This is a genomic window from Runella sp. R0.1_18 (genome assembly GCF_057652155.1).
This window is the reverse complement of sequence record NZ_JBYFCK010000037.1, coordinates 1-14,555: the sequence shown is the minus strand read 5'-3', so window position 1 is coordinate 14,555 and position 14,555 is coordinate 1. Positions and strand designations below refer to the sequence as shown.

Genomic DNA, 14,555 nt, shown 5'->3' with positions numbered 1-14,555 from the left:
GGGCCTAAACAAAAACGTATAATGAATAACGTTACAAAAATTACAGTCATTGAAGACAACGAAGCGGTCAAAGATGGCTTAGCGCTTATCATCGGCAGTCAGCAGCGATTTAGGGTTGTGAATACCTATACCAACTGCATGGATGCCTTGAAAAACCTGCGAAAAGACGCGCCTGAGCTGGTTTTGATTGACCTAGAACTGCCAGGAATGCACGGCATTGAAGGCATCAAACGGATCTTGCGAGAGCGTCCTTCTACCACAATTTTGGTGATTAGCGTCCACGAAGACAGCAAACTTGTCTTTGAAGCCTTGTGTGCGGGTGCTTCGGGTTATTTGACAAAAGACACCGACCACATTCGCCTTTTGAACGCCATCGACGAGGTACTCACTGGTGGTGCACCGATGAGTTCTAAGATTGCGTCGTTGGTGGTGAAATCGTTTCAACGAAACCTCAATTCCCCGCTTTCCGACCGTGAAACCGACGTGTTGACCTTGTTGGCCAAAGGAAAAACGTATCATTCGATTGCGGATGAATTGTTTATCAGTGTTGAAACCGTCAAAACACACATTCGGAATATTTATCAAAAACTACACGTCACCAACAAAACGGAAGCGCTGAAAAAAGCGGTCAAAGACAAATTGATATAAAATCACCCTTTTTAGGGGATAAAAATCGGGGCATTTTTCCAAAAAACACCATTTTGGGGGGATGCGCCGATTTTGTTTTTTGTGTAATTTCATGGGAAAGATTACAGCCAAGTTTCGTTCACCAAAAAACCTCCTTTCCATGAAATCTATCGCTTATTACCTGCTTTGTTGTGTACTGTTGGTGCAGAGTATCAGTGGTTTGGCCAGAACTCTCAAGAAAGAAGAAGAAATCCACGGTTTTCACCTTATTCGTAGAAAAAACGTAGCCCACATTCCGTTTGAATTGCATTCCAATTTGATTGTTGTGCCCGTCAAAATTAATGCCTCCGATACCTTGCGTTTTATTCTGGATACGGGGGTTAGCTCCATGATGCTTACCAATAAAGAGGTTGCCCACCGACTCGGGATGAAGTCGGTACGAAAAATGGCCATTGAAGGCATTGGCGGAGGGCAGCCCATCAGCGCTGACGTTACCATCGGGAATACCTTTACGATGGGGCAAATGCGGGGGCTGAAACAAACCATCGTCGTACTGGACGACGACGTGCTTCGATTGTCCGAATTGGTGGGCACGCAGATTCACGGTATTTTTGGCTATGAACTTTTTAGCAAGTTTGTTGTCACCATTGATTTTCAAACCCAAGAACTGACGCTGACGGTTCCGTCGAAGTATAAATATACGGCCCGCAAGGGAAGTAAACTCCCCATTGTCATCGAACGCTCCAAACCCTACTTAGATGCCGTGACGGTGGTTTCCAACAACCAAGAGTTGCCCATTCGGGTGGTGCTCGATACGGGCGCAGGGCACGCTTTGATGCTCAATACCGCCGCTTCTCACCTCCAACTGCCCCAAAAAGTCATCAAAGCGCAGTTGGGAGTAGGGTTGGGGGGCGAAATTAACGGACACATTGGGCGCTTGTCCAAAGTCCGCATTGGCCAGTATGAACTCAACGACGTACTAGCGACTTTCCCTGATAGTAGTTCGTTGGGAATCAAACTGTCGCCGAAAGCCCCGCAACGCCAAGGAAACCTCGGAGGAGAGTTTTTGCGACGTTTTAAGGTAACGTTCAATTACGAAGAAGGCTACATTGTACTCAAGCCCGTTCGTCGGTGGTTTAATCAAAAATTTGAGCATGACATGAGCGGCATCGACCTTCGGGCCAAAGGAAATGATTTTCGTCACTATTTTATCGAAAGTATTACCCAAAATTCCCCCGCTCACCAAGCAGGATTACAGCTAGGAGATCAGCTGCTATTGGTTAATCACGAACCAGTAGAAACGCTCTCACTTTCAGAGATTTATCGAACGTTACAACAAAAAGAAGGCAAGGAGGTTCAACTCGTCGTACGGCGGAACGGACGCCTCGTTGTAGCCGAGTTTGCGCTCAGACGGGTGATTTAACGGTTCCGACAAAAACGTTACCTTTGTGGTCGATTTGTACTATTTCTTTTTTTGACCAATGGCAACGAAGCAGACTATCGAAATAATGGCCCCTGCGGGTTCGTGGGAATCGATGATGGCAGGCATCAAAGCGGGGGCTAATTCGGTGTATTTTGGCGTTGAACAGCTCAACATGCGGGCGCGCCAAACCAACAATTTTACCGTCGAAGACCTTCCTGAAGTGGCGCGTGTTTGTAAAGAAAACAACGTAAAAAGCTACATTACGCTCAATACGATTATCTACGACCATGACATTTCGCTCATGCGTCGTATCATCGACCAAGCCAAGGAGGCGGGCATTACGGCGGTTATTGCTTCTGATTTGGCGGTGATGAATTACTGTCGTAAGAAAGGAATGGAATTGCACATTTCAACCCAATCAAACATCACAAACATCGAAACCGTGGAGCTGTATGCCGACTACGCCGATGTGGTCGTGATGGCCCGCGAGCTTACCCTCAAGCAAGTAGGTGACATGGTAAAGGCCATTGAGCGAAACCAAATCACGGGGCCTTCGGGCAATTTGGTGCAGGTAGAAATTTTTGCGCACGGTGCCCTTTGCATGGCGGTGTCGGGTAAATGTTATTTGAGTTTGCATTCCCACAATGCTTCCGCCAACCGTGGGGCGTGTATTCAAAATTGTCGCCGCGAGTACGTAGTGACCGACGAAGAAGGTATCGAACTAAAGATTGATAATGAGTACATTATGTCGGCCAAAGACTTGTGTACCATCGACTTTTTGGACAAAATCATTGATGCAGGCGTGAGTGTACTCAAGATTGAGGGACGGGGCCGCGCAGCTGACTATGTTTATACCACGACACAGTGCTACCGCGAAGCCGTGGACGCCATCGAAAACGGCACCTATACCCCCGAAAAAATAACGGATTGGAAAGAACGCCTTACGACGGTTTATAATCGTGGTTTTTGGGATGGGTACTACCTCGGCCGTAAAATGGGCGAATGGAGCAACCAATACGGTTCAGTAGCCACGCAGAAAAAACTGTACATTGGCAAGGGCGTGAAGTATTTTGAGCGAGTAGGAGTAGGGGAGTTTGTGCTTGAAAGTCACGATGTTAAAGTCGGCGATAAGTTGATTGTGACGGGGCCTACCACGGGTTACGTAGAAACTACGGTGGAAGAAATTCGCCTCGATACGGGAGCTTCTGTCGATAAAGCTAGTAAAGGAAATACGGTAGCGATTCGGGTTCCTGAAAAAATTAGACCTTCGGACAAACTTTATAAGGTGGTTAGCAGCGATGTTTAAAGTCTTTCATTACCGAAACCGCTGCATTGGCTGCAATGCCTGCGTAGAAATTGCCTTTGAGCGCTGGCGCATGTCGAAAAAAGACGGGAAAGCGGTGTTGTTGGGGGCGAAAGAGAAAAAAGGGATTTATCAAATTTCGCTTTCGGAAGATGAACTTCCTCAAAACCAACAAGCCGCCGCTGCCTGCCCCGTCAATGTGATTCAGATTTTGCAGTAATTTTTCGTGAGGTGGGTTCCTCACAACCCGATTCGATAGCACGAGGCAGGGCCTCGCGCTATCGGGGGCTTAAAACTTGCGATTTTCTACAATAGCCTTATGCAAGACTTTGCCCTATCAGTAGGTGGGTGCTTAATATAACCCTGTTCCAAAGATTAATGGTAATGACGGTTGTTATAATATCTGCGATTTGGGTTTCGCTAAAAAATTGTAAAGCGTTTGAATAAGTTTCGTCAGATAACCCATTTTGATGGATTAATGTTATCTCTTCCGTTATTGCCAACACTACTTTTTCTTCTTCCGTAAAAATGCCCTCAGCTTCTCTCCAGGCATTCAATAGAAAAATACGCTGATTTGTTTCACCATTTTTAATTGCGTCTTGAGTGTGAATATTGATACAATATGCACAACCGTTGACTTGTGAAGCGCGGATTTTTATAAGTTCTTTGGTTGACTTAGATATAGAACACTTTGAAAGATAGGTTTCTAAACCAATCATCGCTTTTAGGGCGTTTGGAGCAACTTCCTTGATGTTTAATCGCTTTTGCATTGTAATATTCTTTTAAAATTGTTCAGTGCAAAATTGGAGGATAAGGAAGTGGAAAAACTTAAACTGGTTTAAGAAAGAAGCCTCATACGGATTTTGCTCAAATATTCGGGAGGTGTGAGGAGGGTTGCTCACAACCCGACCTTTCTCGAAAGTGCTAAATTGGTCACTTTGATGGCGCGAGCGTCCCCGCTCGTGCTGGCTATTGAAAGGCTTCTGGCCTAGCACTTTCACAAACGGCTGGAAGCCTTTCGATAATCATCACGAGGCAGAGCCTCGCGCTATCGGTGTGTAGTTGCCAGCTAGACGATAACTCTATCATAAAACAAAAGGGTTTGGTGGACACTCACCGCTAGACTGGCCGCCCGCCCAAGTTTCGTTCAACACTGGGCGTCCCCCATCTATTTCATCGCTTGGCTTTCAGCCACTACGAAACCTTAGTTATTGGCAGACGTATTTTTTTCGTACTACCAAAGCTTCCACCAAGGTTTAGTTGTCCCAACTTCTGGTTTTTTCGTTGTGTGAGATTTCGTTATTGTTTCAGAAATTTCGTTATCTAACCATAACTCATACCAATCTAAAAAAGTTATTTTAGCTTTTTCTCCGAGCTGAATTGTTGGATAAATTCCTCCATCATTTACCCTGTCGTCTGTCCAAATATTACCGTGTTCTTGTCCATTTACTACTAAATATAAAGTTATTCCACAGCCGTAATTACAAATTGCAATAACTCCATTTGTATGTTTGCTGTCAAAGTACAAGTCTGTAAATTCTTTATATTGTCTATTATACTCTTCTCCATTTTCGACTTTACTTACTGTCGGTTCAAATTCCATATTCCAAGCATCCGTATGTAAAAAAGGTTTGCTTGGATTTAACAAATTGTCCTTACGTATATAGTTCAAGTCGTTAAAAGTTGTATTTTCTAAAGTTTCAAGTCCATAAAAAGGCCCAGTACCGCCATTTCCAAGGGTTGTTAAAAATGCAACATATTCAGTCGGTAGTTTGATTTTATGGTTGGCTTCAAACTTCTTTATTGTGTCTGTCGGTAGAGTTGGGTTAAGAATATATTTGTGTTTTTCAGAACCAAAAACCTCCAAATTAGTATCCAATTGTCGAAGTCGTTCAAGTTTGTCTTTTATACTGTCCAATTGATTATCCATTATTTAATTGTCATTTTAATATGTATGCTAACTCCCCAATATCCAAAAGTTTTGCCGTACTTTCTGTATTCTTCGAAAACCCCAAAAATTCGTCCGTTTCATGGGAAATATGACGCCAAGCACAGTGTTCAACTCCAAATTAATTAGAAAGCTAATGAGGGAGAAAACGCGGATGTACATTAGGCTGAACGCATTAAAATATAGATTGGCTATTGATTGCTCCAGAGGAGCTACATCTTAGTAGAAAAATGAATCAAATCCACCCCAAATCCTCATCGGGGCGGTCGACGTTCGGTGAAAGATGTCACCCCGATGGGGCTTTTAGATGGCCTTTACCCCTTTTTTTCTACTAAGATTTAGCCTCGCTGAGGCTCCTTTTTTTAATGCGTTCAACCTAGATGCGGATGCTATTTTGTAAATATATACCAAAGATTAGTTGATTTCAAGACGAACTGTCTAAGTTCTGAAAAGTTTGTCGAATAGGTGGTAGGCCTCTCCTTCGTCGAGGTGACAAAGCCTTCGTCGAAGTGACAAAGGGTTTGTTGAGGTAACAAAAGCTGCTATTGGGCAGGTTGTGAGCAACCCTTTGCACGTTTGATGGCGCGAGCGTCCTCGCTCGTGCTGGCTATTGAAAGGCTTCTGGCCTAGCTCTTTCACAAGGGGCTAGAAGCTTTTCGATAATCATCACGAGGCAGAGCCTCGCGCTATCGGGTATTACTCACCATACTTTATTGAGGTAATACATGTTAGATGAATCGTATTTACGCAATAAATTGTCATTCACTACAAGGTAGTTATTACTAAGATAAAACCTACTGGTAATGCTGTAGTCTTCAATGCTTGTACAAAATAGAAAAGTTAAATTTTTTAAAGTCTATGTGTTTAAATAATGTCAAGCCTAATACTTACTTTTTTTTAATTCTTTGTTAGCATGTCGATTGATATTCCGATTACAAAGACAATAATGTAGAATGTCATCGTTCCCAAAAAAAACGCAAGCAATGCTTTTGCATAATTTCCTAATTTTCTTTCTTCAAAGAAGTTTCCTATTGCCCAAGTCATATAAATAACTCCGAGTATTCCTGCAAAACTTAATAATTTGAAATGAGTAATACCTTCTAAAAATGAAAAAATGGCAAAAATTAACATTGAAATTCCTTGTACAAAACATAACATAATGAGCAACTCATAAAAGTTATATTCATACTTTTTGAAAAATATTTTTAGCCAAATTGCAATAAATACCCCCGTCAATATACTTGTGTATCCGTAATGTTCCTGTAGCCATTTTAAAATATTTCCAATAGCTGATTCATCTGAAACTTCAAAGTTTATCAATTCTTCTTTAATATGAAAAAAATGACTTGTCAGAGTATAAATTAAAGAAGTTATAATAATAAAAATTACTGGTTTTACAAGGCGGCTTCTGTTTTCTGAAAGATAAGTTCTTATATTTTTACCTGGATTTGTAATAAGCTCTCTAATTGTATATAAAATTCCACGTTCAAAATGTAGAATGTGTTCAATTTCGTGAATTATATAATGTCCGTCAATTCTTTTAAGACTTGCTGGTTGTCCACAGTTTGGGCAAAATTTTGAATTTATTTCGGTGTTACAGTTTTTGCAATTCATTTTTTATTGTCTTAAAATTAGGTCAATTTATTTAATGACAGTTTTGCTAAATTCTATTAACTCTCAAATATGAGACAGTTTTGCACTTAACAATTTTAGGTTTGCGTTGTACTTTTCGTGCACCTACTTTCTGTATTGTAAACATTTCTCATTCCTGCAAAAATCCCCAAAGTTCGTCCGTTTCATGGGGAATATGATGCCAAGCACAGTGTTCAATCCCAAATTAATTAGAAGGCTAATGAGGGAGAAAAAGCGGATGTCTATGTCGCTTTGTAAATATATCCCAAAGATTAGTTTATTTCAAGACGAACTGTCTAAGTTCTGCAAAAGTTTGTCAAATAGGTGTGGGCTTCTCCTTCGTCGAAGTGACAAATTCAAAATTTTCGGGAAGGCGTTTTTGTTTTTAAAAACACGTTCGGGCTTGGCCATTTCTGTGGTCATCTGACGGGGCAGGCGAAATACTTCCCCCTTCTGATTAGCGAAATACAACGACGATTCCGACGGCTGTCGCGCGTGACCATCGGCCCAAAAAGCGTAGAAATCGGGGTGGGCGTGGAGCGGTCGGCGCACGTATGAGTGATTGAAGGCGCTGTTCTTCGTTAATGAAACCTGTTTTTTCCACGTTTTTCCCTGATTTTTACTCACCCACGCACTTATTTCTCCGCCTGTCCCAAACGGCTGAGGGCCAACTTCTAAGGGGCCAATGATTGTCCAAACACCTTGGGAATCAATGTACAGCGAGCCCATGTCGTAGTTGTGGTCGGAGGTAGCTACGGGGTAAATCTCCCACGTTTTGCCGTTCCATGCCGCCACCTGCCACGTATGGGGGCCTTGGGTTGGGCCTGGGTCGGGGCCTTTACTGGTGACGTACAAAATGACGGGGTGGCCTTTGGCGGTATGAGCCACGTCGTTGATATATACGTTTAACCCCAATGATTGATACTCTTTGACCAAAGCGTCGTTGGCAGTGGTCGCCAACGGGAGTGTCATGTTTTTCCCTTGCGCGTTTTGCCATGACTTGCCAAAGTCCTTGGTTTCAACGTAATACAAGTTGGTGCGATAGTCCAGTCCAGCCCCTTTTTCGGTATCGGGGTGCATGTTGAACGAGGTGCCTATTTTGTTTTTCCACTGCCCACTGGTCTGATAATGCCCTTCTTGAATCACGCCCAGATTATTAATCTCCGACCACTTTACGCCGTCTTTGCTCGTAAGATAGCCAATCGTACGGCGCGGTTTTTTAGCTCCGTACTTCAGCACACCTCGCTCATAATGCGTCATCAAATGGAAAAAACCTTGGCCTTTTTGGTAATAGCTTTGCAGGTAAGAAAAGTTATTGAAGGGCGTTTCTTGGCCATTTTTCACAAAAGTGGCCTCTATTTTATCAAAAGCGCTGATGTCATACGGCTTGCGACTACGGTGAAGGTACGATGGGCGCTCTACCCCGTGGGAAGTCGAAAACACCCAAATGTAGCCTTGGGCGTCGATGTTCAGCACGGGATTGTCGTGGGCGTCGTCGGTGGCTTTGTCGAGTACAATGGTGGGTCGGGAAACGAGCCCCGTTTGGTGGTCGTAAAAGGCCACTTCGTGCAGAAGGCTAGGTTTGGGCGCTTTGGAAGCTCCGCCGTAACAAAAAAACGTTTTGTTTACCTCTGGACTATACACCGCAAAAGGGTTGTGATTGGAGGGGTAAGTCCCGAGTCCGCCGCTGTATTTGTGGACGTACTCATTGTCCAACTTACCAATATGGTACCAAATCCCGCGAAAACCGTCGTCGGTTTGGTTGAGGGTTTGCGCTTGTACCGTTGCTGCGCTAAGAAGCTGGTAGGACGCCAATGTGATGGCGTAAAGAAAGTTCTTTTTCATTGGAGGTGAGGGTTTGAGTTTCTCGAATGTTTTAGACCTCTCCTTCGTCGAGGTGACAAATTTAAAACTTTCGGGAAGGTGGAGAATATCTATCGTCGCCAGTCTTTCAACGACGGAATTTTAGCATCTTCATTCACCGAAATTCCCTCGGGAATGAGCTGAACATTAATGATTTGGGAACTATTGGAGGGTAATGTTAATTCAAAACCCACCAGCGTCGTACCAGGGTTGGGCGCATCATAATCGTGCGTCGGTTGGGTTGACCACGTTTTCAGGGTGACTGAGGCAGGTTCGGTTACTTTCAGTTGCAGGCGCTTGCCATTTTGGTACAATTCGGCACTACCATTGGTACCTAGGCGCACTTCGGCAGGGGTGAGCATGGCCCAGCGAACCACGGTGGGTTTGTCGGAGCTGGTGATTTCGTCTTTTACTACCACGTATTTTTGGTCTATAATGGCGATTCCGCGCTTGGCTACCGCTACCGCATTTCGATACACGGATGTCATATCTGTAGTAGCACTCAAAAACACAGGACGTTGGGTTTGGTTAGTGATTCGGGCGTAACCGTCCACTAACTGAAAACCATTGTCGAAAGCCAAGGTGCTGTGTGCCAAATTGTTGTAGCGATATACCTGCCAGCGTTCGGCCTCTTGTTCGCGTCCCCATAGCTTTACTCCTTTGGACTCCAACGACTCATATTCCTGCATTCCAAAGTCCATACTCCAGCGCTCGCCTAAGGCATCCATCACAAACGACCCAATGTCCATGTGAGCGTGGTTGACCGACGGTGAGCCCGCCTTTAGTCCCACGTAAATCGCATTTGGGTCGGTCCACGACGTGCGCATCAACGCCACGGGGTTTTTACCTTGTCCAACCCAAGTCAAGGTGTTTGGTGCGGGGGCGGCGCTTATTTTTAGGCTTTTTCCCCAAATCAACGCCGCAGGAAGAATACGGTCTTTGGTGACGGAAGGGGATAAATTTTCAAACGCTTTTTTCTGTAAAAACAACAAAGAGGTTTCGTTGGTACGTTCTGCAAACCAGCACAAGGTAGGATTTAATCCACCCGAGCCACTCCCCGCATCGGAGTAGTTGAAGGTTTTGCCCGACGTTCCTACCATCTGTTGTATATAGCTGCCCGTATTCAAAAAACCACGCCCTCGCGACAACCCAAATTCGCTGCCCAGCGCGCGGTTGATAGCGCTCAAAAACAGCACGTTAAAGCTTGTTCCGTAGCCCCAATAGCTGTACCCTTCGGGGTAAGCACCGTCGGGGTTGTAGTCTTCCATGGGGAGTTTGATGGATTCGATGGCGCGGTCGATGATTTGTTTGGCGAACTCGGGTTTATCTTCAAAAATCGCCAATGCGCCGTACGTCATCCCCGCATTGCACACTTGGTTCCAGTTGTGCGACGCCTTCAGCCAGCTGTTGTACTTGGGGTCTAACGACGGTTCAATGCCTTTTTTCAAAATGGCTTCCCGCAAAATGGGCAAAGAGCTTTTTTGGAGGTCGTGGTACAGCCAATCGTATCCAATGGCCACGGCCATGGTCATTTCGCCCACGTCCAAAAAATGCGAGGGATTCCAGTCCGAAAATTGTGCCACGTTTAGCAGTTCGGTTTCGGCACGTTTCAGGTAAGTGGGGTTTTGGGTGGTGCGATAGGCGTACGACAAATAGAAAATGCGACGTAATGCCTCTCGAGATTTATCTAGCAAACGCCGCCCAATCTGAATCCTTTGGAGCGGCTCTAGGCCAATCATTTTGTCGCACTCGCTTAGAATGGCTTGGTGCAGGTTTCCCCAGTACTTATCCGACGAAACGTTTTTCAATATCTCCTTTTCTTCCCCTTTCAACAGCATAATGCGCGGGTGTGCGGGCACGTTGGTGGCCGAAGATAGATGTTTTAGTTGTGCTTGAAGGGTGAAATGCAGGCACAAAACGCCCAAAAAGCTGAGTAGAAATGATGTTTTTTTCATTGGTGGAATAACGACAAACAACGAAGCTGCGTGGCTTCTTACACGATTAAATACAGGCAGGACAAAGGTACGACTAATAAACAAGGATTTTGCGTGTCTTTCTTGGTTTGTCGTTGTTGGGGAGGTGTGAGAAGGGTTGCTCACAACCCGAGCTTTGTCGGACTGTGAATCGGGTTGCTTACAACCCGAGCTTTTTCTAGAGTGTTAAAGTTGTCACGCCGAGGAATGTTTTGTCACCTCAACGAATACTTTGTCACCCTAACGAATGTTTTGTCACCTCAACGAATACTTTGTCATCTCGACGAAGGAGAGATCAAAAACGTTTTGGTAGGTTAAAGCCTAGTCATTCCGTAAAAGGCTAGAAGCCTTTCGATAGTTATCACGAGGCCAAGCCTTGCGTTATCTAGGAGAGCTGTCGTTGAACAGAACGAACAAATTCAACCGAAACGTCAGCAAAATCAGCAATAGTCTCACTATCTAAACCTTTTGATAAAGCTTTTGTAACAATTTTTGTTTTGACGTTTAGCTCTTTTCTATCTTCTGCTTCTTTAATTTTTCTACTTTCAGATTTAATAGCTTCGGCACTACGAGCAATCAGAATCTCCAAAGACGCTTTTTCGTCTGGTGTCATTTTACGACTGTCTAACTCGTCAATAGCTACTTTAAGCCACTCTTCGTCCCAAAACTTAGGGAATTGGGTCGGCTTGGTTACGGTATGTATCGTTTTCATCGTATAAATCAGTTTTTGTAAATCTGTTTGACAGTCAGATTCTTGTAACGTAAATTTATCTAATTCTACTGTAACAAATGTTATTTGGTCGTCAAAAAGTTCTGCTTTTTCGTTTCGCAGGTTTGCAAGTGTGTGGAAGTCATCATAAAGCAGAATATTGTTTGCCAAGATTGCTACACAGTAGATTTTTGTCAGCGAGCTGTAGTCGAATTTGCCACGTTTTACCATTGCATTGAACTTGTGCAAAGCGTAAAACTTCATACGCTGCACAAAATATGGTGCATCTCCGTACTGCATTTCTACTATGAACTGATTGTCGTTTTCGTCAGTACAAGCCAAGTCAAAAATACCGCCTCTTCCGTCTTGGGTGATGCCTTCAAAGGTGTTTTTGTCAAATTTGACTTCTTTGATAGGTGTATCAGACTTGATAAGTGCTTGTAAAGCCCTGCGCAAGAAAAGAGTATTTGCCTCATTGCCAAATGTAGCTTTGAAACCGTAGTCCGAAATTATTGGAATGAATATTTGGTCGTCTGTGTATAATGCTTCCATGAAGCAAAGTTACTTAAAAATCAAGGTATTTATAAATGGAGAGCTTATTTACCGACTTTTACGGCTTGGAGAAGTGGCGGTGAAAAATTACGACTTGCGTGTCGTTCTTGGTTTGTCGTTGCGGTTTAGGTTAGGGGCGGACTGTGAATCGGGTTGCTTACAACCCGAGCTTTTTCTAGAGTGTTAAAGTTGTCACGCCGAGGAATGTTTTGTCACCTCAACGAATACTTTGTCACCCCAACGAATGCTTTGTCATCTCGACGAATGTTTTGTCATCTCGACGAATACTTTGTCATCTCGACGAAGGAGAGATCAAAAACGTTTTGGTAGGTTAAAGCCTAGTCATTCCGTAAAAGGCTAGAAGCCTTTCGATAGTTATCACGAGGCTAAGCCTTGCGCTATCTGGGTTTGTCATCTCGACGAATACTTTGTCATCTCGACGAAGGAGAGATCAAAAACGTTTTGGTAGGTTAAAGCCTAGTCATTTCGTAAAAGGCTAGAAGCCTTTCGATAGTTATCACGAGGCCAAGCCTCGCGCTATCGGGCTTTTTGTTTGGCAAATGCGACAAGTTCTGTGAGTGATATTTTGCCTGTCCGAAAACTTAACTCCCATTATTGTCAGGTTGCTTCTGTCTATTTCAATTGTGTTGAACATATTTTTAATCTTAAATTCTTTATCAAATTTACAAAATATTTAGGCTAAATCGCTTGTTTTCTGTCGTTTTTAGAACCCAAAACTGACAATACACCATCCCGAAAGCTTTCGGGGTTGAGGCAGGGTAGAATGTTCCATTAACCACTTGTTAGGACTGGGGCGGTATTCCTCAACTCCATAACAAAAGAAAAAGGTTTGGTGAGCACTCGCCGCTACCGAAGCTTTCGTTCAACAGCGCCTTCATGGCTTGGCCTACGGCCACCACGAATGCTTAGTTATTAGTGGCAGTTATTTAAACATTTTACTAATTGATAATAGTTTTGGTGCGTCCATTTCAATTGTTTTTGAGTTTTCTCGAATATAAGATTGCTTTCCAATGAATGAAATTTCTGTTTGTTTTGGTACTCGAATTCTTATTGTGGACAACCCTTTGTAATCTATAATATCAATTTGACTCTTAACTTGGCTTTTAAGAGGTTCTGACAATTCAGACTTATCAATTTCTCCTAAAATTTTATTTACATAATCATCTAAAGTCCACCCTAAAATTTTCAATTCTCTATCAATGCCGACAATATGTCTATCATTAACTGTTTTATATTCTATTTTGTCTAATCTCTTTATAGTTTCAGCATCACTCAATTTGTCTGCAACTCCTATAAAAAGAAAACCATCTTCCTCGGGACCAAGATTTGCAATGCCACAAATAGTCTGAATTATTTCTATATAAAGTTTGTTGTTTAGTTTTCGTTTTGGAGACAAATCAAAAAAGCCTTGCTTACATTCATATCTGTTTGATTCAATTTTAGATCGTCTAATTGAGTTTTCAAAGTCTAATGCCAAACCTGCCCCGTGCTTTAAAACTGGAGGGTCTTTCTTTACAAAATATTTTCGTATGAGTCCATAAGTAAGATTAATATTTTTTTCTCTGTCTGCTGTTACAGAATAATTTGCAGTTGAAGTCATTTTCTTTTGTAAGTCTTTTAATGCTTTTACAATTTTATCATTTTCAGCAGGTGACTTTTCTTCTTTTACTATTAGAGTGAAAAGAGCCATAAATATCGAATAAAATGATTCTTTGACTGGATTCCTTGACTTTGGATTGGTAATATTTATAATCGTTGTACCTTGCGATTCAAATATTTGTTCTAAAATAGAAAAAACTACTTTTATTTCGTGAGTAATTCTTTCGGCACCATAAACAATTAATTCTTTATTTAATTCTTTATGTGCATCAGAAGTTTCATCATAAATTTTATTGAACAAATCTCTACTTTTTGCCAATGGTTCATCTTTTAGTATTGATGCTACCAAATCAACAATCATTTCTTCATCTTCACTATCCCTTAATTGCTTTTTCCAGATAACACCATTTTTACACCAAAAAATATCTTCCGCAATTAGACCATATCCAATGTTTTCTCTATTAGAGTCGATACTAATCTCAGGCATATCAGATAACTCAAGTAAATCTTTTGAGGAATCTCCTCGGATTTCAGATGATATTTTTCTAATTAAATCTGAAAAATTGTCAATCATACCAGCTTGTCTTTTTTCCTGAGGACTTAATTGTTTTCCACCAGAGTTAATCCTACCAAATATATCTGTAATGATAGATTCGTTTGAATTAGGATATATCGTTATTGCAAGTTGGTAATCTAAAAAATTAGCACATTTTTGTGGGTCAAGCAATTCGTCTTCCTTATCCTTCGCGATAAATAATTTATTATCAGAATTTTGTTTTGCTCGGGATGATTGTTTTACATCGAAGTATTTCCCTTCAACTTCAAATCTATTTTCGTAACTGTTTAGGTACGCTATTTGCATAGATGAGATTATGGAAGAGTTGATTAAAGAAATATCGGACTTG

At 42.4% G+C, this 14,555-nt stretch carries 11 protein-coding genes; 4 read left to right on the top strand and 7 right to left on the bottom strand.

Going from position 1 to position 14,555, the window contains the following annotated elements; translation table 11 throughout:
* Positions 1–21: 21 nt before the first annotated feature.
* The 4 genes from AC23P2_RS30055 (at position 22) to AC23P2_RS30040 (ending at position 3,573) form a co-directional block, all read left to right on the top strand.
* Positions 22–648, top strand: coding sequence for a response regulator transcription factor (locus AC23P2_RS30055; protein ID WP_122929399.1), 627 nt, complete (start codon positions 22–24; stop codon positions 646–648).
* A gap of 139 nt (positions 649–787) precedes the next feature.
* Positions 788–2,050 (top strand): pepsin/retropepsin-like aspartic protease family protein, encoded by a 1,263-nt coding sequence (locus AC23P2_RS30050; RefSeq protein WP_487776622.1) that lies wholly within the window; start codon positions 788–790, stop codon positions 2,048–2,050.
* Positions 2,051–2,108: 58 nt separating this feature from the next.
* Complete coding sequence (locus AC23P2_RS30045) at positions 2,109–3,356, top strand: peptidase U32 family protein (RefSeq protein ID WP_487776621.1); 1,248 nt, start codon at positions 2,109–2,111, stop codon at positions 3,354–3,356.
* Entirely contained in the window at positions 3,349–3,573 is a 225-nt protein-coding gene (locus tag AC23P2_RS30040) for a ferredoxin (protein WP_122929396.1), read from the top strand. The genes AC23P2_RS30045 and AC23P2_RS30040 overlap by 8 nt, the downstream gene beginning before the upstream one ends.
* A 97-nt stretch (positions 3,574–3,670) precedes the next feature.
* On the opposite strand, the gene AC23P2_RS30035 is transcribed toward AC23P2_RS30040, so the two are convergent.
* From AC23P2_RS30035 to AC23P2_RS30005, 7 genes are all read right to left on the bottom strand, one after another.
* Entirely contained in the window at positions 3,671–4,123 is a 453-nt protein-coding gene (locus AC23P2_RS30035; RefSeq protein ID WP_487776620.1) for a carboxymuconolactone decarboxylase family protein, read from the bottom strand.
* Between the two features lie 464 nt (positions 4,124–4,587).
* A complete protein-coding gene (locus tag AC23P2_RS30030; protein WP_487776619.1) occupies positions 4,588–5,283 on the bottom strand; it encodes an SMI1/KNR4 family protein in 696 nt (231 codons plus the stop codon).
* Positions 5,284–6,198: 915 nt separating this feature from the next.
* Positions 6,199–6,915, bottom strand: coding sequence for a DUF3667 domain-containing protein (locus tag AC23P2_RS30025; protein ID WP_487776618.1), 717 nt, complete (start codon positions 6,913–6,915; stop codon positions 6,199–6,201).
* 300 nt (positions 6,916–7,215) lie between these two features.
* Entirely contained in the window at positions 7,216–8,778 is a 1,563-nt protein-coding gene (locus AC23P2_RS30020) for a BNR-4 repeat-containing protein (protein ID WP_487776617.1), read from the bottom strand.
* An 89-nt stretch (positions 8,779–8,867) separates the two neighbouring features.
* Entirely contained in the window at positions 8,868–10,751 is a 1,884-nt protein-coding gene (locus AC23P2_RS30015; protein ID WP_487776616.1) for a heparinase II/III domain-containing protein, read from the bottom strand.
* Between the two features lie 403 nt (positions 10,752–11,154).
* Complete coding sequence (locus AC23P2_RS30010; protein WP_487776615.1) at positions 11,155–12,030, bottom strand: Rpn family recombination-promoting nuclease/putative transposase; 876 nt, start codon at positions 12,028–12,030, stop codon at positions 11,155–11,157.
* 943 nt (positions 12,031–12,973) lie between these two features.
* On the bottom strand, positions 12,974–14,555 hold a 1,582-nt coding region (locus AC23P2_RS30005), incomplete at its 5' end, for a hypothetical protein (RefSeq protein WP_487776614.1).

Bases quoted from the DNA above. Each gene is read 5' to 3' on its own strand.
- AC23P2_RS30050 (WP_487776622.1), top strand. From the start codon at position 788: ATGAAATCTATCGCTTATTACCTGCTTTGTTGTGTACTGTTGGTGCAG.
- AC23P2_RS30045 (WP_487776621.1), top strand. From the start codon at position 2,109: ATGGCAACGAAGCAGACTATCGAAATAATGGCCCCTGCGGGTTCGTGG.
- AC23P2_RS30015 (WP_487776616.1), bottom strand. From the start codon at position 10,751: ATGAAAAAAACATCATTTCTACTCAGCTTTTTGGGCGTTTTGTGCCTG.
- AC23P2_RS30055 (WP_122929399.1), top strand. From the start codon at position 22: ATGAATAACGTTACAAAAATTACAGTCATTGAAGACAACGAAGCGGTC.
- AC23P2_RS30025 (WP_487776618.1), bottom strand. From the start codon at position 6,915: ATGAATTGCAAAAACTGTAACACCGAAATAAATTCAAAATTTTGCCCA.
- AC23P2_RS30040 (WP_122929396.1), top strand. From the start codon at position 3,349: ATGTTTAAAGTCTTTCATTACCGAAACCGCTGCATTGGCTGCAATGCC.
- AC23P2_RS30030 (WP_487776619.1), bottom strand. From the start codon at position 5,283: ATGGATAATCAATTGGACAGTATAAAAGACAAACTTGAACGACTTCGA.
- AC23P2_RS30020 (WP_487776617.1), bottom strand. From the start codon at position 8,778: ATGAAAAAGAACTTTCTTTACGCCATCACATTGGCGTCCTACCAGCTT.
- AC23P2_RS30010 (WP_487776615.1), bottom strand. From the start codon at position 12,030: ATGGAAGCATTATACACAGACGACCAAATATTCATTCCAATAATTTCG.
- AC23P2_RS30035 (WP_487776620.1), bottom strand. From the start codon at position 4,123: ATGCAAAAGCGATTAAACATCAAGGAAGTTGCTCCAAACGCCCTAAAA.